Genomic DNA, 18,653 nt, shown 5'->3' on the forward strand with positions numbered 1-18,653 from the left:
TGAGGCCACGGCGTGACGGGGGGATGAGATTAGCGGTCGGGAGGATTAACGGTGACGCTGCTGATTCTGGCGTTTCATGCTTTCGATGGCGGTGGCACGTTTCTGCCAGGCGTTCACGGCTTTGCCCGCACCTGCGGCAATGAACCTGCCGGTTGTCGTGGCTGCTGCCATGCCACCTTTGGCGGTCAGTCGGCCCCCGGCCTTTATGCCGGGTCTGGCGACGTCGGCAGATTTGCTCACCAGCCCGCTCAGTCCTTTCATGGCTGCACCCTGTAACACGGCCTGTACGGCGGCACCGCTCAGCGCAGTGGCTATTTTCGCTGAAAAATACACCACGACGCCTGCGGCAATCCCGGCCAGCAAACATTGCGCCGCCAGGGTCACCATATTGCTTTCAGCAGACGTTGCTGTGGCGGCATCCAGTATTTTATTCAGGTAGTTGATGGCGATCCGGACAGACAGGGCAGAGAACATGATCGTTAAGATTGCGGTAAATATTGTTTTCAGCCAGTTATCAAACATGGGTTTAAGAAAACCGTACAGCAGGCAGAAAATAAAGAGTGGGGCGGTGGTGGTCATTAACAGAATGGTGATTTCGGCGAGCAGGTTGACAAAGGTTGCAGCCAGTAACAGAACGATTGCACCGCCCCAGACCAGCACCTCGGCAAAGCCGCCATTCATTTTAACGTAGGTAGAAGTGTCCAAATTGAACAGCGTTTGCCCCAGCGCTTGTGCCTTTTCCCACACCGTGTCGAGCAGCGCCCAGACATTATCATCGCCACTGATGCCGTCCTTAAGCCCTTCAATGGCCGCAATGATGGCATCCAGCCAGCCATCGCGGTTTAAAACAAAGGTGGTGATCAGCAACATGCGGCCCACATCCCAGACAACATCTTCAACAGGTGTCTGGAGTTTGCCGCCAAGCGTCTGATACCCGCGATACGTAATAAATAGGGTGAAGGAACTGACGATAATCACACTGATTAGGGTGCCGTAGGTAGAAGACTGACCTTCTAACACGGCATTGAGTCCATCCATGATGTTTTTGTCCATACCAACAAAAATACCACCGGACATGGTGCCTCTCATTAGTCAGGAACAGACAGGGGATAAAAACAGGGAAGGACCCCTGTTTTTGTTGTTGGGGATCTTACTGAGTGACGGATTTTCTTTTTTGGGCTTCCTGCTGAAACAACGTCTCGAATTTTTCCCTGATGCCGGGGTTGCCTGTCTGGGCAAACATGAGTGCTGCCCGGTGTGCAAACTCGCAGTTGTCGCTTGCCTCGCCATCCCTGAGGCATTGCGTATAGACCTTATAGGTTTCATCGGGATGTTGTTTATACCAGGCTTCTGATTTCGTCTCTTTACAACCGGATAAGACGAGAATGCCTGACATGACGCATAAGGTTAATACGGGTTTTAACATGTTAACCTCCCTATAGAGAGTTCAGATCGGCAACGGGCGCAGTTAATTGCTGTTGCTCAAAAGCTTTCTGTTTTTGCTGTTCCAGCAGCGTTGCTCGCTGTTCAGTCTGTTTGACTGACATTTCCCACTGGCTGGTCAGCGCATTTAATTGTACGCTTTTGGCCGCGATGGCGTTAGCCAGGTCCTGTGACTCTTTCGAATCCTGCGCATTAGCAATACGGTCTGATAAATCTGATATATCGTCGAGTGTGCCCGTGATCTTGTTTTCAACCTCGGACGTATTTTCTATTGCTACAGCCTGATTCAGGATCATCTGTTTGCAGCTGTCCAGATAGCGTTGTGAAGAGCTGGACGGGTTACAGGTATCGAACGTTTTATATTTGTTATACAAGCTATTAAGTTCAGACGAATATGACCCGCTTTGGTTGCTCAGCAGGTCATCCAGTGAAATACCGTTTTGACGAAGATTATCAATATCGGTTTTCAGACTTTTGGCCTCGCGGAGAAATGCCTGAACGTCACGCACGCCCGTTGCCGTGGCTAATTGCTGCTTGTAGGCATCAAGTTCACTTCTGTAATGGGTGACGGTTTCCTGCCACTGCTGGAGCTTCTGGATCCACTGATTCATGGATTCGGTATTCTGTACGGCGTCAAATACCGGTATTCCGGCGCTTAGCGCCTGGGTGGAAATAAACAACGATAATGCCAGTATGATATCTCTGAACCGCATTTTCATAACCTCCGTCATGAATATTACAGGGCTTGTTCAAGGAAGGTGGCTTTCCAGTCATCAGGATGCATATCCTCCTGATACAGGGTGTCGAACAGCTTCAGGTTGTCTTCGCTCCCGCTCAGCATTTTGGTAAGTTTCCCGAGACCCGCTAAATCCATTTTCGCCATCGCCACAAAAGGCCGGGTTTCACCTGCGCGTAACGGCGTTTTCAGAACCACCATGTAGCGCTCCCCCGGATCGAGGTTTCTGACGATGTCGTACACGCTTTCCGGCACTTTCATCTTTTCCACGTAATCCGCCCGGCTGGCCTTCGGGTTGGCGAGAAAAATCTGCGTGCTGCACTGTTCGATAATCGCCGGGGCAATCGGGTGCTTGACGATTTCGTCAGGCGACTGGGTGGCGGGGACGAAGATGCCGTTCAGCTTGCGGATCACTTTCAGCATATTGAGTGAGAAGCGGGAGAATTCGACATCGGCCAGCCATTTCCAGAACTCGTCCATAAACATCACCAGCCGGCGACCATCCAGCAGGCTGGTGACGCGGTACAGCAGATAAAACGTGATGGGGCCGCGAACATCGTCATCATCGAGAAATTCCGTACCGTCGATACCAAAATTTTCGACGTCGCTGATGTTGAAGGTGTCCTCCTCATTGTCGAATACCCAGCCGAACTCGCCGCCCTGAGCCCACTGTTTAAGGCGAATACGTAGCCCGTTGATGCGGGCGTCGGGGGTTGGCGGCTCCGGCAGGACTTCCAGCAGCCGGGTGATACCGAACTTGCGGTATTCCGGGGGGTAATCGAGCATAATGGTATCTACGGCGGCGCTGATCCGCTCCTCATCGCGCGGATCGAGCGGTTTGTCGTTGCGGCCGCACAGCATGCGCACCAGTCGTTTGATAAAGCTGATATTCCGGCGTGTCGGGGCCAGCGCAAAAGGGTTGAACCCGGTAGGCACACCGGCACGAATACGGAAATAACGCCCGCCCATCTGACGTATCGCTATCTCCGCCGCCCGATCCTTATCAAAATAGACCGTGGTGAACCGCTGGATTGTGGCTGAGGCGCTGAAAGTCGCAGGATTGCGGTACTTCTGCATCAGTTGCTGCATCATGGTCATCAGCATCGTTTTCCCGGAGCCGGTTTTCCCGATAATCGCCGTGTTACCCGGCGTTTTTTCGTTGAATTCATCCCGCCCGCTCTGGCTGTCGTGCAGGTTCAGGTAATACCCGCTGCCGCCGGGCGATGTCAGGATGGCGATGGCGTCTCCCCAGGGATTACCGCTCCGCTTGTGGGGATGAAAGTTATGCAGGCTCGCCAGGTCGGCAAAGTTCTGGCTGCTGACGGCCACCAGACGGGGGCGCAGCGTATAGACACCCGGCAGTTGCGCCAGGTACGCGGCGGGCAGCGACAATGTGGACAGCGTCGTCATGATGCCGAGGTCGGCGAAGGGCTGCGCCAGCGCGTTGGCATCCTTCACCACCTGGTCGGCGCTGTCTGAGGATACGAGCAGGGAAAAGTGGTATTTTCCGCAGGAGACATGCCCGGACTGGAGCAGGTCACGCAACACAATCAGCTCTTCGTGCTGCGAAATGGCGTCGTCATCCGCCGAATTCAGGCGCTTTTCCGCAAGACGAATATGCTTCTGCGCCTCATCGCGGGCCATGCAGGTGAAGGACTGCGTCAGCACATACTCGCTTTCGGCATACAGCAGCGCGTCCAGCAGGCCGGTCGCGGTCTCCGGCGAGTAATCTTTGATTTCCAGACTGCGGAAAAAGCGGGAGCCGCTGACCGTCTGGCACTCGGCGGTGTCAGTGGTAAAAAAGACATCCGGCGTGCTTAATGTTTCATAAAACGGCGCACGCGTGACCGCCACCTTTTGCCACTTGCCGGTGAGCAGGCGGTGATAAAAGGACAGCTGGGTGGAATACACCCGCCCGTTGCCTTCATACATCCCCAGCGGCGTCGCCGTATAGCGGGACAGCGCCGAAGCCAGCGCATCCCGGTGTTCCAGCATTACTTTCAGGGCATCATCCAGCACCGCTTTGCGTTTACCTGATGGCTGTGCCTTCATGGCCTTTTTCTCCAGCGGAGAGAAGGGCGCATAGCAGACGGTGAAAAACAGCCGGTGCCGCCAGAACGGCTTTTCGTTGATCGGCTGGTAATACAGCCGGGTCACTTCATCAGAAAAGGGAATACCTGAATTTGCCTCGAAGGCATCGTGGTATTTTTCCCGTATACGGTGAAGATAGAAAGTGACTGGCAGGCCTTCATATGCACGAATCACGTTATTTAGATGCGTCGCCATTAACGTCAGGTGATGTTCGTCCTCGCATTCAAAAACGGTGCCCTCCAGCTCCCAGCTGGCAACTAAATCACCCTGGCGGTTTCTTATTACCTGGGGATGGATATGGGAGGAGTAGGGAATATGCTTATCCAGCGTAACGCGCTCGTTTAACTTCATCTTTTCAATAAACTCCGAAACGTCGACAGCGTCATAGCGGTTTGCCAGCAGGGCATTGGCACCAAAATGTTTATTGGTGCCAAACCGGCCACGGGTTTTAAAGGCCAGCCAGAGCAGCCCGAAATAGTGAATATCGGTTCTGGCCTTTGTCTTCATCTCCAGCCAGGCGGGAATAAGCAGTAATATCAGGTAATAGCTGACATAGACCGCCAGCAGGACGATGGCCCCGCTGACCATCACGAACGGCACGAGGGGAATGCCGGCTATGGCGGCAGGTCGCGTCAGCGCTTTGTTCAGCGTAGCCATCGTTGCCTCCCTTATGACGCCCAGTAGGCACCGAAACCTGACGCACCGACGATAAGGATGGCGCCAATGATGACGTTGCGCATGTCATGCAGGCTCTTGCCGTCAAATAAGACTTTGTATCCCACCCACATGGTGGCCAGCGTGATGGTGACGGCGGCCAGTCCGAGCAGGCCGGTAGAGGTGTTGCTCAGCGTCTCATTGGCTTTATTAAACCCGCTGTCTGCTGCCAGCACCGGGCTTGCCATTAACAGGCAAGTGAGGACGGGCCAGTCAGTCTGTTTTCGTTTCATCATTGTTCCTCCTGGGGGCCGGGGATGGGTAACGCGCCGCGTATCACGGCGTTGGGGTAGCGCAGGGATGTCAGAACTGGCGTGGCGTTATCGGTAAGCTCGCCACGCATGACGGCGGTAGGGTAATGGATTTCAGGCACGAGCTTTTCGGTGGGAGGTCGCTGCCGGTCTTCCCGCGTTGACGGCACGGCGTATCCGATGCGCTGGATGTAGCTGGTGTGGTTAAACGCGGATTCCGGCTGTTGGCCGGTCGTGAAATTTCCCGAGTAGTAGCAACTGAGCGCACGCTTGAGGGAACCGCCGCGGCGGTAGCAGTCGGTGAGGATGCGCTCAAACACGGACAGGTTGGTACAGGGGTCAAGAAGGTCGCGGGCGGTCACGCCATAGTGGCGGAAATTGGTGCTGGTGATTTGCATCAGCCCGACCGAATAGCGTCGGTCCTGTGCCGCCAGCTGTCTAGTGATGCTGACGGCCTCATCCTTAGTGGCGGGGAAATGTGAAGTCACGCCTTTGCCATCGGGCAGGATTTCAGCGATGGCATACGGATTCAAACCGGATTCGACCCGCGCCACATCAAGCGCCGTGGACGGGTGAACGCTGGCGGCGCACTGCATCGACAGCGTAAGAAAGGCTGTGGTGGATAGCATGGTGGCCTCTTAACAGTCAGCCCGGCGGGTGTATACCAAGCCCCTGCCGGAGGAAGGTCAAAAGCGGATTAAGCAGAGGCGGTATCCTGCGAAATGCCGCTATCTTCTCTGGGTTCAAGCAGCACCAGCTTGCCGGAGACAGCAATACCGGGTGTCAGCATGATATTCAGGCCAGACTTACCGTTATGAGCAAACGCCACGCCAACCCTAGTCCAATACGTGTTTATTTCGCCCTGTGCATCGGGTTGACTTTCTTGGGTGACAAATACGTGATAAATGGGTTTTCGCATGAGGCCTCCTCTACTAAAAACAACAATAAGTTAAATGAATGTCACATCCCAATTCTGCATTCCGGTTTTAACGGGTCAGCGAGAACATTCAGCGGCACCCTGAATTGTGGTTATGTGACAGCCCGAACCTTATTTTTAAAGAGCAGCACCCGAACCAGGCGAATTAACGTCAATACGGGTAAATATTATGTAATGAGGTTTTCAGGATCAGATATCCGGGGCGGTATATGAACGATAAATTCAAAGTTAAAATGAGAGAGATAAATTAGCGGTGGAGGGGGATAAGCTTTGGGGTAAATAAAAGGAAGTGAAATATCTAATAAAGACGACTGTGGATTTATAGTTAATGATAGAGACATGCAGGGAAAATATTCGTGCATGTCTCTGTGACCATTATTAACGTCTTCGGCGTTCAAGTTTTTCCTGACATTCCGTGCAGGTGGTTATGCCCGGCAGTGCCAGCCGTCGCTTTTCAGGAATGGGCTTACCGCATACACGACAATGGAATAATGATGGCATAGACCCTGACTTAAAACGACTCTGTTCAATCATCTCCTCCAGTCGTTGCTCATTAAATTCCTGATCGCGGTCGATCTCATCCGGCATGTGCGGCCCTCCGGTCTGACGCCTCCCGCTCGCAAAGTGCGATACGCTTCCAGACGATGGTCAGTGACAATCCTTCGACTTTCGCCAGCAGGGTTTGCGTTACCTGCATCATGGCGTCCAGCGCATCGGTTGATTCCAGACTGGCCACCCGGCATTGTTGCCATTGCAGCCAGATGGCCACATCCGTATCTTCGTCCGGCTCTGGCGTCCGGCCATAAGGCACACGGACGCCCAGTAACCGGCGGCGAAGGCAAACTTCGTTGGAGGTGAGGCCAAAATACTTGTTGAGAAGTGCAATTGAACCACCCAGCCGGATGGCGTCGTTGATACGCTGTTGCTGCAGAACCTCCTCATGGGATTTTGCCAGAAGGAGGCGTAACGCGTCATGATGAACCGTCACAGCCAAAAACTGCGCAGACTCACGACTGATGATAAACAGCTCGTCTAGCGACAACTGGTTGAGGGCATTCATTTCGTCGAAAGTGAATCCTAGCGATTCACAGTAACGAATGTTGCCATCCTTTAATGCATGCAGGGCATCGGTTAATACGGCGTAATTCAGTGATGGGATAATCATGGTGTTTTCTCCCTTCAGCCTATTGAGCGGCGGACTAATTTGATATTGATCCATTCGTCAATTTCCGATTCGAGCCAGGCGACACTGGCCGGACCAATCTTGATTGAGCGGGGGAAGGTGCCGTCTTTCATATACAGATAGATTTGAGAGCGCTTCAGGCCAGTTTTTTCTTCAACCTGTTTCAGACGTAATAACTGATGAGATGTCACGGTATTCTCCTGTGGCAGATATAGCGCTAGCCGGGAGAACACACGACAACACAAAATAGTGGTGTGGAGAAAGCTGATGAGCCCGTATTACGGAAAATACAATCCTTAATACGGGTTTTCATAGAGAAGGGCATCATCTTACTTTTGTGTTGGTAGGGAAGGGGGCGAGCCGCGCTCAAGCGCAGTCTTCAGTGTGTCGCCACTGAATCGATCGGTAATGCCTTCCTCAGATGCCCATTGTTCAAAAATGGACAATAGTTTATACGGTTGCATGATTAACGGACTGATAGTTTCATTATTTTTGCAGGCAAGCCAGAAGAGGCGTGATAGAGGGGTGGATATCCGAGTTGGAGACGGTTGAAGTATTTCTTTTTCGATCGGTTTGTTGATCAACTTATCAAGTTCACTTTTTCTGAGGACAAAGCATGCATCGCTCGGTAATTCATGCATAGGAAAATAATGTTTATGCGAATCTTTCTTTGTAGCGTTTAGTATTATATCTTCGTAATCATCTGATGAAATATCTTTAGGTGGCCTTTTTACGTGTCGTTCGATTCTTTCATGCCACGTCATCTTTTCGAAAAGTTGAAACGTTTCCCCCAATAAACAAACGGTAATGCCATAATTATATGACTTTGCTCCTGTTACAGGTGATGGTATCTTTAATGAATGTGCAAGTAAACGCTGTATAAGGACATATTCATAGCCGAGCAATGTTGTGTCAATGACTCTTTGTACAGGGTAGATATATCTTCCTTCAGTACTGAAAGTTAAATTGTTTTCGCTGACAAAGGAACTTTCGGCAAGCATGAATGATTTCATCGTTGACGAACTTTTTATTGGTCTTAGCTTTAATTTATGATTTCGTGATTTAATTTTCCTCAATGTTATTGGGGATTGAAAATATATTGAAAACCGAATTTTCCCTTGCAGAGCAAATCGATAAAAATCACTTTTTCTTATTTTACACCCATTCAATCCATTGAGAAGTCTTACCGCCTCCCTGATAGTTATCCAGTCTGGAATTCCATCTCTAATGTTTAGGTAAGTTGGATTGTCTGACATAATACATCTCCTTTCACACAATGATGTTGCTGATGAATTTCGCTGTGTTTTTGAAAGATGTTTAAAATTCTGATTGATATGAAATAGATTAGAATGATATAGGCTGATTTTATAAAATAAAAAATAACCTGTTTTTGGTTGTGACATTTTTCAAAGAGGTAAAATAAAATGGCTCAGTGATTTGGTGTTCACTGAGCCATTTTAAATGCTATGTGTACTATCATGAGTAATCGGAGGTGGTGCGTCTTTTATTCGAATTTATTTGTAATAACATCCACAAAATACCAACGATTACCACTCCGCCTCCAACCCAAGTAGGGCTTGTAAGACCAGTAACATCCAGTGCTACACCCCCCAATAGCGACCCTAATGCAATTCCTCCGTTAAAACCGGCAATATTCAGTCCTGCTGCCACAGCTGGAGCTTCAGGTGCATGTATGTGAGATAGCCCTATCACTCTTGCTTGCATTGAGGGGACCGCTGCGTATGTCAATGCTCCAAGCAACCCAATAAACAGTGCCATTAACATTAAGGATGAGACAGAGAACCACATAGCAAAGAGGACGATTGCCAGACCAATAAGAATTGTCATCACGGCACGGTCTGCACCTTGCTTGTCAGTCAGGCGACCACCCCAGACATTCCCGATAGCGGCCATCACGCCGTAGACCAACATAAGCAAACTACTCGTACGCTCGTCTACATGCGTTACCTGAAGTAGAATCGGGGAAATATACGTATACAGGGCAAAAGATCCTGCATAGGCCAAAACTGTAATTCCTGCTCCCGCAAGCAGTAGTGGGTTGAACATGGCTTTTAAACCGTCCATGGCATTTGCTTGCAAGGAGGGATCATTTTGATCCGTGGGCATCAGCATTGCCAATCCAATGAAACCGATCGCTCCACTTGCCGTTACTGCCATGAATATAGACTGCCAACTCAACAGACTACCGATGTAGGTACCAAGTGGTACGCCTAATGCCAACGCAATTGTAAGACCGCCAAAAACGACCGAAACAGCGGCGCCAGCACGATGTCGCCCAGCCAGTTGGGTTGCCACACTTGAAGCAACAGCAAGAAACACTCCGTGCCCTAAACCGGAAGCAAATCGTGCAATCAACATAGGCGTTAGGGACTCAGACGCACTGACGATACCATTGCCAACTGTGAACAGGCCCATAGCAACAAGTAATAATCTTTTACGAGGCCATCGTGTTGCCAACGCAGTTAATCCCGGAGCACCAATTACGGCACCGAGGGCGTAGGCTGTCACCGCTGTACCTACATGACTGACACTGACGTTGAGATCAACTGATATCCTGGAAACTAAGCCGATCGTGACAAATTCAGTGAATCCCAAAGCAAAAGCGCAGAGTGCAAAGACATATATAACAAAAGGCATGCGTTCTTTCATAACTCAGGCTCTTCTATTTTCAATAGAAGCCAACAAAGGCAGCATTGCCTCAGCGACTCCTTTTGCGGAAGCGGGATTCTGTCCGGTCACTAATCTCTCGCTGACAATCACCTGTGGCTGAAAATTTGCGGCTGCAAGATGCTCAGCACCTCTTTGCTTCAGCGTGTCTTCAAGTAAGAATGGAACAATGTCGTACAACCCTACAGCACGTTCTTCATCGTTGGTAAAAGCTGACACCTTTTTGCCCGCAACCAGATATTCATTATCGGAAAGCCGAATATTCACCAATCCGGCGGGGCCATGACAAACCGCAGCGACAACGCCACCCTTTTCATAAATTCGTGATGAAACACCCGCCAACTCTATATTGTCAGGGAGATCCCACATCGTCGCATGCCCTCCTGCATAGAAGACGGCGTCATAGACGTCAGGATCAATCTGCGAGGGTTTTAATGTGGTTTTAGTTGCCTCGCGTAAGGAATCATTATTCCAAAAGGAGGCGTTAACCGGATCGCTGAGGTCTAAACCGTCAACATGTGTCTTGCCCCCCTTGGGACTCACGAAATCAATTTCATATCCTTCTTTTGTGAGTACATCGTAGGGATGAGACACCTCGGAAAGATAGAAACCACTGGGTGTGGCATCTTTACTCTCGGCTTGACCTTTACGGTCATGGCTGGTCAATACAAACAGAATACGTTTAGGCATTTTAACTTCCTCTATATTGGGGGACTTAAAGCAAAATTCTTCTGACTGCATGCTACATAACAGACTTGTCATATTGAGTCTTATTGTGGAACAATCTATTTATCCTTTAAATAGACCTAAACGGACAAACACTTACCCCAAAATGAACAAAATAAACTTGAGAAATGACGACCTTGAAGTGTTTTTACACGTCGTCGACAGAAACAATTTCTCTGCCGCAGCACGAGACCTACAGATACTCCCCAAGATGGTGAGCAAGCAGATAGCCAGGCTGGAAACTGCACTTGGCACTACACTTTTTGAAAGAAACACCCGTAATCTACGTATTACAGACGAGGGCAGAGCTATAGCTGAGAGGGCTCGCGTAGCGTTGGCCGTTCTGGATGAGATGAAGGAACTTTCCCGAGGGGATAGTAAGGAGTTAAGCGGAAATATTCGTTTGACTGCACCCGCACCGTTTGGCCGAAAATATGTTGCTCCTGCGATCGCTGCATTCTGCCAAGTACATCCGAGGGTGGGCTTTGATTTAAGGTTATCTGACCAAATCCAGGATCTTTACAGTGGTGATTTCGATCTGGCTATTCGTATGGGGGATCTGGCTGATTCTCGACTTCTGGCCAGAAAAATAGCAAATAATAGACGTATTCTCATCGCATCGTCCGAATATCTGAAGAATCATCCACCCATTGAGCGACCAGAAGATCTTTTAAATCACAACTGCTTAGTATTCGCTTACCCGGGTTTTTTACACAATTCATGGACGTTACGTAAAGCCGGTCATGAAAGAAGCATCAGCGTTACTGGCAACCTTATCAGTGACAACGGAGATGTATTGCATGCCTGGAGTTTGGCGGGGCTTGGCATATCTCTTCGCGAAACTTGGGATATTCATGATGAATTGAGGGCTGGGAAACTTTGCCGAGTTCTGCCTGATTGGGAAGCAAACACATCTCAGATCAGTGTTGTCCGGGCGCGGCGAGAACCTATACCCCGTAGGCTAAGTGTATTTATCGATTTCATGACTGAAAAATGGAAACGGGCACCATGGGATGATGATTAATGTTCCGAAAGGTAGTCCGAACCGGTCTAACAGAAGCTAACCGCTTCGCTGACCAACGGAATTTGTGATAACTCTATTTGAGTTGAGTTTGTCAACGTTAATAGATAAAAATACAATGATTGTTTAGCCAATTTAAAGATTTAGCGACTATCAATCCCCAGAGTATATTATAGAAAATAACACGCCAATCCGAACCTTATGGCATGCGTGAAACCTTAATGCTAATCAGATATAACACACATAAAATATAATAATATCAATGTGTTATATTGCTATACGCTATCCTTACCCTATAAGATCCTTTAATTGTTAAAATAAGTTAATATGTGTAGAAGCATTAACGAAACATGTTTATAACATAATACTGTGCAGGCTTTCGATTTTATGTCGTAATCGGAGAGCTTCAAGCTCTTAAGGGTGCGCAGTATGAGCTATCTGGTTCAGTTACGAAGTTTTGTTGAAGTATACAAAGCTGGTTCGATTTCAAAAGCGGCAATGCGGTTGGGCATAAGCCAGCCTGCAATGTCTGCCCACATTCATTCACTTGAGGCTTTTACCGGGTGCGTTCTCTTTACTCGTCGTTCACATGGTGTGGTGGCTACAGTGGATGGGGAGGAATTGGCGAGATTGGTGGCTTCAGATTTAGAAACGATTGAACTGAAGTTGTCGATGCTTAGATCACGTACAAGAAAATCCTCGGGGACAGTATCTTTCATCGGGCCAGCAGAATTAATGTGGTCAAAATTACCGTACTTGGTGAAAATATTATTCAATGAAGGTATTAAATTTAAAGTTTTGACAGGAAATAGGAAGCGCATATACAGCTGTCTTCTGGACGGAAGTTGTCAACTAGGTTTCACAACTTCTATGCCGGATAAACAAAAATTTGGATATGCTGAAATTGGAATGGAAAAGTTAATAGTTGTGGTAGCGTCACTCATAGCAGACAACTTCAAAGAAAACGAGGACGTAATTGATACGCTGTCGAAGCTTCCTCTAATAGCTTACGATGAACAGTTACCCTTGATAAGGGAGGTTTTCCAGGATTCTTCGCGATTTTTTGCACTGCTTCGTCCGTCTATTACTGTACCGGATTTGCGGATTTTAGAAAGAATGATCCGAGAAAATATTGGTTGGACTGTGATGCCTGAGTATTTATGCGCCCAAAGCATAGCAGGAGGTCAGATCGTTGAAGTCAATGTCCATGAGAGACTCCCCATAAATTCAATCTATTTGGTATGGATTGATAGCTCATTACGTAACCCACTCGTTTCAGGAATCAGAGACAGAATTCTCGAACTATCAAAAAATAGCGGATTTATGGTATGAGATACATAAAACAGGCAGCCTTATCGGCTGCCGTGTCATTATTTTATCCGTGGCGATCGCTTGGCAAAGTCATCTGCAATGTCATTCAATTTTAGGAATTTCACCCCTGGATGACCAAGCATATGAGTTAAGAGGCGTTCGAGCATCATTAATACGTGCGGGCGTCCAGATACGTCCGGGTGAATCGTGAAAGTAAAGATCGCATATTCATGCTCACGGTAGACCCAATCGAATTGATCCCTCCACAACTGTTCGATGTCCCTGGGATTCATGAAACCTTGGCTGTTGGGTTTTGTTTTCATGAACATGAAAGGAGGAATATCGTCGATTGTCCAACTGGCGGGTAATTCAATAAGGTCCGTCTCTTCTCCGCGTACCAGCGGTTTCATCCATTCGGTCGGTGTCTTGGAATAATCTATCTTGGTCCAGGAATCACCTTTCCTGACATAATAAGGCTGATGATCATGATGCATTAGTGAATGGTCATATTTGATGCCATTTTCTAATAGAAGATCTGTGGTTACAGGAGAAAATTCCCACCATGGAGCGACATACCCAGTAGGTCTCTTCCCTGTTAATTTTGTGACCATGTCAATGCCTTTTAGAAGGACTTCTCTTTCTTGGTCAGGTGACATAGATATTGGGTTTTCATGACTGTAATTATGAACCCCTACCTCATGTCCAGCATTGACAACTGCTTCCATTTGCCGAGGAAAGGTTTCAATGGAATGACCAGGCATAAACCAGGTGGTGGGGATATTAAACTGGTCAAATAGATTCAGAAGACGTGGAGTTCCTACTTCGCCAGCGAACATACCGCGAGATATATCGCTTGGAGAATCTTCTCCCCCATAAGAAGATAGCCAGCCTGCAACGGCATCTACACCCACTCCAAAACCACATAGTATTTCTTTCGCCATGAGTTATTACTCCTCATACAGAAAAAATTGAAATAATATTAAGTTAAGAGGGTTTCTTGACTAATTTCAAGAGAGCCTCGGTATCTAATTCATTAATTCCTTTTTGAATGGCCATTAATTTATGCTCAGGTATGTTATATCCCCAATTAGCCCAAAATGATTGAATGCCATGATCTAATGCATCAATAACATTTTGGATATTGTCATCAATAAATAGAATATCCTCGTTTTTATCGAAGGCTATTGATTTTAGCAAAGTAAGAGTCTTATTTTTGTCGGTCATCCTCCCATATATTTTATTCGCGGGTATGTTTAAACCATATTTACTTAGAATGAATGATATAGACTCTTCATCCTTTCCTGATACAATATAGACATCATTAGATGTTTCAAATAAATTTGGAACATCTAATAGCGGACGGTGTAGTTCAGCCCAAAAACCAGGGTAGATACTTCTTGCCAGCTTTCTATACTGGATAAACTTATCCCTGAATATTTTCTTATCTTCAGTTGGAATTGATTCATATATAGCAGTGAATCTGTCATTATCTATAGCTTCATTACCAAATTCAGTGAATGAGGCAATAAAGTGACCGTCATGGCGTACAAAATTCCTTAATTTCCTGAATCGTTTAGCCATCAGGCGTGGGATGTTTTGAAGTACATCTTGGTTAAAATCACTGAGAGGTCTGTCATGTAATACATTCCATGTAATTAGCATGCATTCGTCTACTCCATCAACCACGACCCCGTCGAAATCCATTGCTATTAACATCGAATTATACCACCACCGGTTCTTTAAGAGTTTCGCCGCGCTTCCATCTATCTATTGCATCGAATGTCTGACGCATAAATTTTCCACATTCGGCATAATAGGAGCAAGTTATGATATTCCCGTCGACAACTACATCTGCTTCAATTACATTGGCGCCGGAATTAACCATATCGTCTTTCAGACCAACATAAGCGCAGGCGAGTTTGTCTCTTAGAATACCGGCAGAAATCATAATCCAGGGACCATGGCACAGCCCAGCCACAACTTTCCCCTGTATTACCATCTGCTTTAGAAAATCTTTAACTCTTTGATCTTGGCGAACTCTATCAGGCGCTTCATGACCGCCAGTGAGAATAACAGCATCAAAATCAGTGGCGTTGAGTTGATCGAAATTAATATTGTCTTTGGATCTTTTATCCATAGGAACAGTGATGCCATATTTCCCTGTCACTGCACTTCCATCCTTTGTTGCAATAGATATATCGTATCCTTCCTCTTTAGAACGATAGTAAGTATAAACTACATCGTGATCCTGAAAACCCGGACCAGTGATTATCACTACTCGTGTCGGATTAGACATGTTATTTTCCTTCTTATTGTGTTACGGGACGTTAATTAAAAATACATTCTGACCACAATACATTTCTGAGATGGCATCTTTAGCTCGTAGGATATGAATCTTGCCCATTAGATGGCTCTTTACATCTAATGAAATAAAAATAAAATCATCCTCGTCATTCAACATGTTTCTATCAAGATTTTTTACGGAAAAGTATGCTAATTTGTGTAGATCATGTTCTCTGATCAATGTGCCAGCAGCTATCTGTTGCAAAGGAGGTAAAAGATCATGTTCCTGTGATTTTTTTTCATATGCCATATTTTGCCGGCCATAATTATCTTTAAGTCTGAGTAAGTCGAATTTATTTCTTGGATTTTCAACTTCAATTAATTCGATGCCTGATTTTCCCGAAATAGTCTGATGGAATACACCTTTTGCAATATATATACTGTCGCCAGATTTTAATGCCTGATGTGTACCATCAAGAAATCTGGTCTCGCCATCACCATGAAGGCATATAAGGACGGTGTCTTTCAGTATATGACAATGCATTGAAGTGGATTGATTCTTTGATATATGAAGGCGCCATACGTCAAAAATAGAATCACAATAAACTCTATACTCATATCCCCATGGTTTTTCTATGAATCCATTGAGATGTAAGTCTTTCTCAAATGACTCACCATTATTTGAAGTTGAAAGTAGGATTTTGTTTATTTCAAGCAAGTCATATACATTTGGAGTCCGGTTGTGGATTTCCATATGGTCGCTCCCCCGCTAATCGAATTGCTGAATGTTGATTTCACTTCGCTCAATCGTTCTGTGATTTCAGTCTATATCGATTATTTAGTGCGAGAGAAATAACTTTTATGATGATTACCTATATTGTTTCTTTTGATCAGTCCTTTTTGCTCAATAATTAATGAAAACTATGCTTCTATACTTGGGTACTGTTGAAGATGCTAGATTCTATGCCGTCAGGAGGTCATAGCTCACAAGCGATTAAGATGCTTAGCAAGATGCCGAACTCGGACGTCAGCACGATACAGCCCATGACATATGTACCTGATGTTTACCAGAGGCCGCTTTATGTGAACCGGTAAGAACAGGTTGCAGGCCAGTTCAATGTCTCCATCGGTAGCATGTGTGCCTGATCCGGAGATGTTGTGGTGGCCGATGCCAGCGGAGTGGTGATCGCCCTTCGCGCAAAAGCTGAAGATGTCGCCAGAGTCGCTCATTAGATCGAGAAAACGGAATGGCGGATAAGTTGCTTTGAATAATGAAGATACCATAGCGAATCAGGAAACCCTGACGCGCCTTTTATGTAAGCTTAATATAACGTTCTTAAAGGATTTTCCTGGGGGAGTGGGTAGTATGTTCTGGCCAATAGCTTAAGTATGCCATCACGTTGCTGCCGGATGTCAGCCAGAGAAACATAGGAATAAGCGCTTAAGGCACCGGAGCATGAAAAGCAAGAAGCCCGTTGACTAGACGCGCTTCTGAAATTTGGCCTCACTGATTGGGATCGTCTTTGTCAGTAACTGGCTAACAAATATCCTAAAATTAAGTTTCCTTTCTGTTAAGACCATCAATAGTTGCAGGTAACATAAATCTGGGTTGAGCGATTCCCGGCATGTGTTGAACGTATCTATCGTGTTCCCTGAAAAGGATGCGTACCTAGAGCGAACATTGAAGAGTCTGTGCTAAGAGGAACTGTGTCCATAGAGGTTTGACTGTCTTCTCCGTGCCAAAAACGGGAGTTGTTACTGCGGTTTGTCTTAGCCAATGGGGAGCAGGTCATCTCGGCAACAGGATATTCAACGGGCGATGAAGTATTTATTGATATTATTCTGGCAGACTTGAGTGTCAACGATAATCTGGAACGTAAGTTGTCATGTAGTTGTTGGAGCTGCGAAATTCTGCTTCACTCATAGCAGTCCCTTCGTGTTGCTTCGGTAGCTCTGTGCCAAAGGCGAACCTTATGACACCATGATATGTTAATAAATATTGATGAGATTCCAATGAAAGCACTTTCAATTGTTCGGCCTGCCGGAACTCGAATCGCAAATGGTCTGAAAACGCTAGAAATAAGGCGATGGCAGCCTGAGGTTCGAACAGGGGAAGAGATATTACTGGTTGAAAATGAACACTTCCTAACGACCGATGACCAAGGGGAGATCGGAACAGCTGTAGCTATCATTACCTTGGGAGACATCAGAGAGTTTAGACAAGAGGATATCCTTGAAGCGTCCGCATCTTATTATGAATCAGGTTGGTTAGCTTGGGAGATAAAAACTATCAAGAAAATTGAGAATCCTTTCCCAACCCGCGCAGAACGAAAGCTTTACGAAATCGATGATTCAGTACTCAACTCTGCGCGCTTAATAAAAGTTCGGTAAAACGCCAATTCTTTCGCCCCTTACTTATCGGCCCCGTTTCTGTGGAAAACGCTACATATTGTATCGGTTGCACATGTTCACCATACTGTATGCTGTGCCGGGCGGGGCAGGCTCCGATCAACCGTGGTGGGGTGTTCTGCTCTGCTTCGCTCCGGCCATTTGGCAAAACTCCGTAGTAAGAAGATTTCCCAATATAATTAATTCCTACAGCGGAGTTTTCTTTATTAACACTTTGATTCGATGTCTTTTTGCTGCCTGATACCACTTTACAACTTGGACTAATAATTCGGCTTTTCGCTGATAACTGCCCCTGATCCTTCAACGGGCAGATCAGGGGCAGAAGCCAACATTAAAATTATCTCAGAAAACTTTGTACCGTGGTCAGTTTTAGTAACCATTACAGTTTTTTGCTCATAAAAACGGTCGTCCCACCTTTGAACGGTTCACGTTTATCGATTTTATATCCGAGTACTGTATACAGTGCGATGTTCGCTTCGAACGCCTCGTTCGTCTGCAAGCAGATTTCCCCAAGCTTCGATTGAGCTGCCTTACTTTCAACATGCGTCAGTAATGTACGCCCGATCCCCATTCCCTGCCGGTGAGGGTGGACTGCTATATTTTCTATCCAAAAATGATCGGTGCCTGGCCATACTTCGATCAGGCCGACAACTTCCCCTGCGACAATAGCGAGGTTAACATCATGCTTACGGACGGACTTGTTAAAATCGGCCGTCATGGGCGTCGGTTCGCGACCAATAACCGAAATCCATTTGGAATAGGCAGCGCACACTATCTCACGTACTAATTCTGCTTCATCTTCTTTCGCGCGGCGTACCGAAAGGACTGCGTCAAGCGACTTGCTTATATAAACTCCTTGA

General features: G+C 46.9%; 21 protein-coding genes. 3 read left to right on the top strand and 18 right to left on the bottom strand.

Features of this window, described 5'->3' with window-relative positions:
• Positions 1-45: 45 nt before the first annotated feature.
• From AB3G37_RS08405 to AB3G37_RS08465, 13 genes are all read right to left on the bottom strand, one after another.
• Complete coding sequence (locus AB3G37_RS08405) at positions 46-1,077, bottom strand: type IV secretion system protein (protein WP_369790320.1); 1,032 nt, start codon at positions 1,075-1,077, stop codon at positions 46-48.
• A gap of 73 nt (positions 1,078-1,150) precedes the next feature.
• The gene (locus tag AB3G37_RS08410; RefSeq protein WP_369790321.1) at positions 1,151-1,426 is read right to left on the bottom strand and encodes an EexN family lipoprotein; all 276 of its coding nucleotides are present in this window, start codon (positions 1,424-1,426) and stop codon (positions 1,151-1,153) included.
• A 10-nt stretch (positions 1,427-1,436) separates the two neighbouring features.
• Entirely contained in the window at positions 1,437-2,156 is a 720-nt protein-coding gene (locus AB3G37_RS08415) for a type IV secretion system protein (protein WP_369790322.1), read from the bottom strand.
• A gap of 23 nt (positions 2,157-2,179) precedes the next feature.
• Positions 2,180-4,927 carry a VirB3 family type IV secretion system protein gene (locus AB3G37_RS08420; RefSeq protein ID WP_369790323.1) on the bottom strand — a complete coding sequence of 916 codons (2,748 nt, stop codon included), beginning with the start codon at positions 4,925-4,927 and terminating at the stop codon, positions 2,180-2,182.
• A gap of 11 nt (positions 4,928-4,938) precedes the next feature.
• Positions 4,939-5,217, bottom strand: coding sequence for a TrbC/VirB2 family protein (locus AB3G37_RS08425; RefSeq protein WP_047611357.1), 279 nt, complete (start codon positions 5,215-5,217; stop codon positions 4,939-4,941).
• Complete coding sequence (locus AB3G37_RS08430; protein WP_369790324.1) at positions 5,217-5,864, bottom strand: lytic transglycosylase domain-containing protein; 648 nt, start codon at positions 5,862-5,864, stop codon at positions 5,217-5,219. The genes AB3G37_RS08425 and AB3G37_RS08430 overlap by 1 nt, the downstream gene beginning before the upstream one ends.
• A 68-nt stretch (positions 5,865-5,932) precedes the next feature.
• Positions 5,933-6,154 carry a hypothetical protein gene (locus AB3G37_RS08435; RefSeq protein WP_024359933.1) on the bottom strand — a complete coding sequence of 74 codons (222 nt, stop codon included), beginning with the start codon at positions 6,152-6,154 and terminating at the stop codon, positions 5,933-5,935.
• A gap of 396 nt (positions 6,155-6,550) precedes the next feature.
• The gene (locus AB3G37_RS08440; protein ID WP_369790325.1) at positions 6,551-6,760 is read right to left on the bottom strand and encodes a TraR/DksA family transcriptional regulator; all 210 of its coding nucleotides are present in this window, start codon (positions 6,758-6,760) and stop codon (positions 6,551-6,553) included.
• On the bottom strand, positions 6,750-7,337 hold the full coding sequence (locus AB3G37_RS08445) for a DUF2857 domain-containing protein (protein WP_369790919.1): 588 nt from the start codon (positions 7,335-7,337) through the stop codon (positions 6,750-6,752). The genes AB3G37_RS08440 and AB3G37_RS08445 overlap by 11 nt, the downstream gene beginning before the upstream one ends.
• Positions 7,338-7,351: 14 nt before the next feature.
• Positions 7,352-7,546: an AlpA family transcriptional regulator gene (locus AB3G37_RS08450; protein ID WP_009635172.1), complete on the bottom strand. Its 195-nt coding sequence runs from the start codon at positions 7,544-7,546 to the stop codon at positions 7,352-7,354.
• Between the two features lie 138 nt (positions 7,547-7,684).
• A complete protein-coding gene (locus tag AB3G37_RS08455; protein ID WP_369790326.1) occupies positions 7,685-8,611 on the bottom strand; it encodes a hypothetical protein in 927 nt (308 codons plus the stop codon).
• Positions 8,612-8,831: 220 nt separating this feature from the next.
• The gene (locus tag AB3G37_RS08460; protein WP_208951828.1) at positions 8,832-10,025 is read right to left on the bottom strand and encodes an MFS transporter; all 1,194 of its coding nucleotides are present in this window, start codon (positions 10,023-10,025) and stop codon (positions 8,832-8,834) included.
• A gap of 3 nt (positions 10,026-10,028) precedes the next feature.
• Positions 10,029-10,733, bottom strand: a complete 705-nt coding sequence (locus AB3G37_RS08465; RefSeq protein ID WP_369790327.1) for a type 1 glutamine amidotransferase domain-containing protein — start codon at positions 10,731-10,733, stop codon at positions 10,029-10,031.
• A 142-nt stretch (positions 10,734-10,875) separates the two neighbouring features.
• On the opposite strand from AB3G37_RS08465, the gene AB3G37_RS08470 reads away from it, so the two are divergent.
• A complete protein-coding gene (locus AB3G37_RS08470) occupies positions 10,876-11,793 on the top strand; it encodes a LysR family transcriptional regulator (RefSeq protein ID WP_369790920.1) in 918 nt (305 codons plus the stop codon).
• 426 nt (positions 11,794-12,219) lie between these two features.
• Positions 12,220-13,122 (top strand): LysR family transcriptional regulator, encoded by a 903-nt coding sequence (locus AB3G37_RS08475; RefSeq protein ID WP_015689822.1) that lies wholly within the window; start codon positions 12,220-12,222, stop codon positions 13,120-13,122.
• 38 nt (positions 13,123-13,160) lie between these two features.
• Here AB3G37_RS08475 and AB3G37_RS08480 read toward each other — a convergent pair whose 3' ends face one another.
• From AB3G37_RS08480 to AB3G37_RS08495, 4 genes are read right to left on the bottom strand one after another with little or no spacing between them, the layout of a single operon-like run.
• Positions 13,161-14,042, bottom strand: a complete 882-nt coding sequence (locus tag AB3G37_RS08480) for a polysaccharide deacetylase (RefSeq protein WP_015689823.1) — start codon at positions 14,040-14,042, stop codon at positions 13,161-13,163.
• A gap of 43 nt (positions 14,043-14,085) precedes the next feature.
• Entirely contained in the window at positions 14,086-14,817 is a 732-nt protein-coding gene (locus tag AB3G37_RS08485; protein ID WP_369790328.1) for a hypothetical protein, read from the bottom strand.
• A 4-nt stretch (positions 14,818-14,821) separates the two neighbouring features.
• On the bottom strand, positions 14,822-15,397 hold the full coding sequence (locus AB3G37_RS08490; protein ID WP_369790329.1) for a DJ-1/PfpI family protein: 576 nt from the start codon (positions 15,395-15,397) through the stop codon (positions 14,822-14,824).
• Positions 15,398-15,418: 21 nt separating this feature from the next.
• Entirely contained in the window at positions 15,419-16,138 is a 720-nt protein-coding gene (locus tag AB3G37_RS08495; RefSeq protein WP_015689826.1) for a cupin domain-containing protein, read from the bottom strand.
• A 1,259-nt stretch (positions 16,139-17,397) separates the two neighbouring features.
• Here AB3G37_RS08495 and AB3G37_RS08500 point away from each other — a divergent pair.
• The gene (locus tag AB3G37_RS08500; protein WP_369790330.1) at positions 17,398-17,775 is read left to right on the top strand and encodes an ASCH domain-containing protein; all 378 of its coding nucleotides are present in this window, start codon (positions 17,398-17,400) and stop codon (positions 17,773-17,775) included.
• A 397-nt stretch (positions 17,776-18,172) separates the two neighbouring features.
• On the opposite strand, the gene AB3G37_RS08505 is transcribed toward AB3G37_RS08500, so the two are convergent.
• Positions 18,173-18,511, bottom strand: a complete 339-nt coding sequence (locus AB3G37_RS08505) for a GNAT family N-acetyltransferase (RefSeq protein WP_369790331.1) — start codon at positions 18,509-18,511, stop codon at positions 18,173-18,175.
• Positions 18,512-18,653 lie beyond the last annotated feature (142 nt).

The sequence above is a fragment of the Rouxiella sp. WC2420 genome (genome assembly GCF_041200025.1).
Lineage (GTDB): Bacteria > Pseudomonadota > Gammaproteobacteria > Enterobacterales > Enterobacteriaceae > Rouxiella.

What these genes read in the sequence shown, in the direction of transcription:
- AB3G37_RS08405 (WP_369790320.1), bottom strand. Translation starts at nt 1,077, where the DNA reads ATGTCCGGTGGTATTTTTGTTGGTATGGACAAAAACATCATGGATGGA.
- AB3G37_RS08410 (WP_369790321.1), bottom strand. Translation starts at nt 1,426, where the DNA reads ATGTTAAAACCCGTATTAACCTTATGCGTCATGTCAGGCATTCTCGTC.
- AB3G37_RS08415 (WP_369790322.1), bottom strand. Translation starts at nt 2,156, where the DNA reads ATGCGGTTCAGAGATATCATACTGGCATTATCGTTGTTTATTTCCACC.
- AB3G37_RS08420 (WP_369790323.1), bottom strand. Translation starts at nt 4,927, where the DNA reads ATGGCTACGCTGAACAAAGCGCTGACGCGACCTGCCGCCATAGCCGGC.
- AB3G37_RS08425 (WP_047611357.1), bottom strand. Translation starts at nt 5,217, where the DNA reads ATGAAACGAAAACAGACTGACTGGCCCGTCCTCACTTGCCTGTTAATG.
- AB3G37_RS08430 (WP_369790324.1), bottom strand. Translation starts at nt 5,864, where the DNA reads ATGCTATCCACCACAGCCTTTCTTACGCTGTCGATGCAGTGCGCCGCC.
- AB3G37_RS08435 (WP_024359933.1), bottom strand. Translation starts at nt 6,154, where the DNA reads ATGCGAAAACCCATTTATCACGTATTTGTCACCCAAGAAAGTCAACCC.
- AB3G37_RS08440 (WP_369790325.1), bottom strand. Translation starts at nt 6,760, where the DNA reads ATGCCGGATGAGATCGACCGCGATCAGGAATTTAATGAGCAACGACTG.
- AB3G37_RS08445 (WP_369790919.1), bottom strand. Translation starts at nt 7,337, where the DNA reads ATGATTATCCCATCACTGAATTACGCCGTATTAACCGATGCCCTGCAT.
- AB3G37_RS08455 (WP_369790326.1), bottom strand. Translation starts at nt 8,611, where the DNA reads ATGTCAGACAATCCAACTTACCTAAACATTAGAGATGGAATTCCAGAC.
- AB3G37_RS08460 (WP_208951828.1), bottom strand. Translation starts at nt 10,025, where the DNA reads ATGAAAGAACGCATGCCTTTTGTTATATATGTCTTTGCACTCTGCGCT.
- AB3G37_RS08465 (WP_369790327.1), bottom strand. Translation starts at nt 10,733, where the DNA reads ATGCCTAAACGTATTCTGTTTGTATTGACCAGCCATGACCGTAAAGGT.
- AB3G37_RS08470 (WP_369790920.1), top strand. Translation starts at nt 10,876, where the DNA reads ATGAACAAAATAAACTTGAGAAATGACGACCTTGAAGTGTTTTTACAC.
- AB3G37_RS08475 (WP_015689822.1), top strand. Translation starts at nt 12,220, where the DNA reads ATGAGCTATCTGGTTCAGTTACGAAGTTTTGTTGAAGTATACAAAGCT.
- AB3G37_RS08480 (WP_015689823.1), bottom strand. Translation starts at nt 14,042, where the DNA reads ATGGCGAAAGAAATACTATGTGGTTTTGGAGTGGGTGTAGATGCCGTT.
- AB3G37_RS08485 (WP_369790328.1), bottom strand. Translation starts at nt 14,817, where the DNA reads ATGTTAATAGCAATGGATTTCGACGGGGTCGTGGTTGATGGAGTAGAC.
- AB3G37_RS08490 (WP_369790329.1), bottom strand. Translation starts at nt 15,397, where the DNA reads ATGTCTAATCCGACACGAGTAGTGATAATCACTGGTCCGGGTTTTCAG.
- AB3G37_RS08495 (WP_015689826.1), bottom strand. Translation starts at nt 16,138, where the DNA reads ATGGAAATCCACAACCGGACTCCAAATGTATATGACTTGCTTGAAATA.
- AB3G37_RS08500 (WP_369790330.1), top strand. Translation starts at nt 17,398, where the DNA reads ATGAAAGCACTTTCAATTGTTCGGCCTGCCGGAACTCGAATCGCAAAT.
- AB3G37_RS08505 (WP_369790331.1), bottom strand. Translation starts at nt 18,511, where the DNA reads ATGACGGCCGATTTTAACAAGTCCGTCCGTAAGCATGATGTTAACCTC.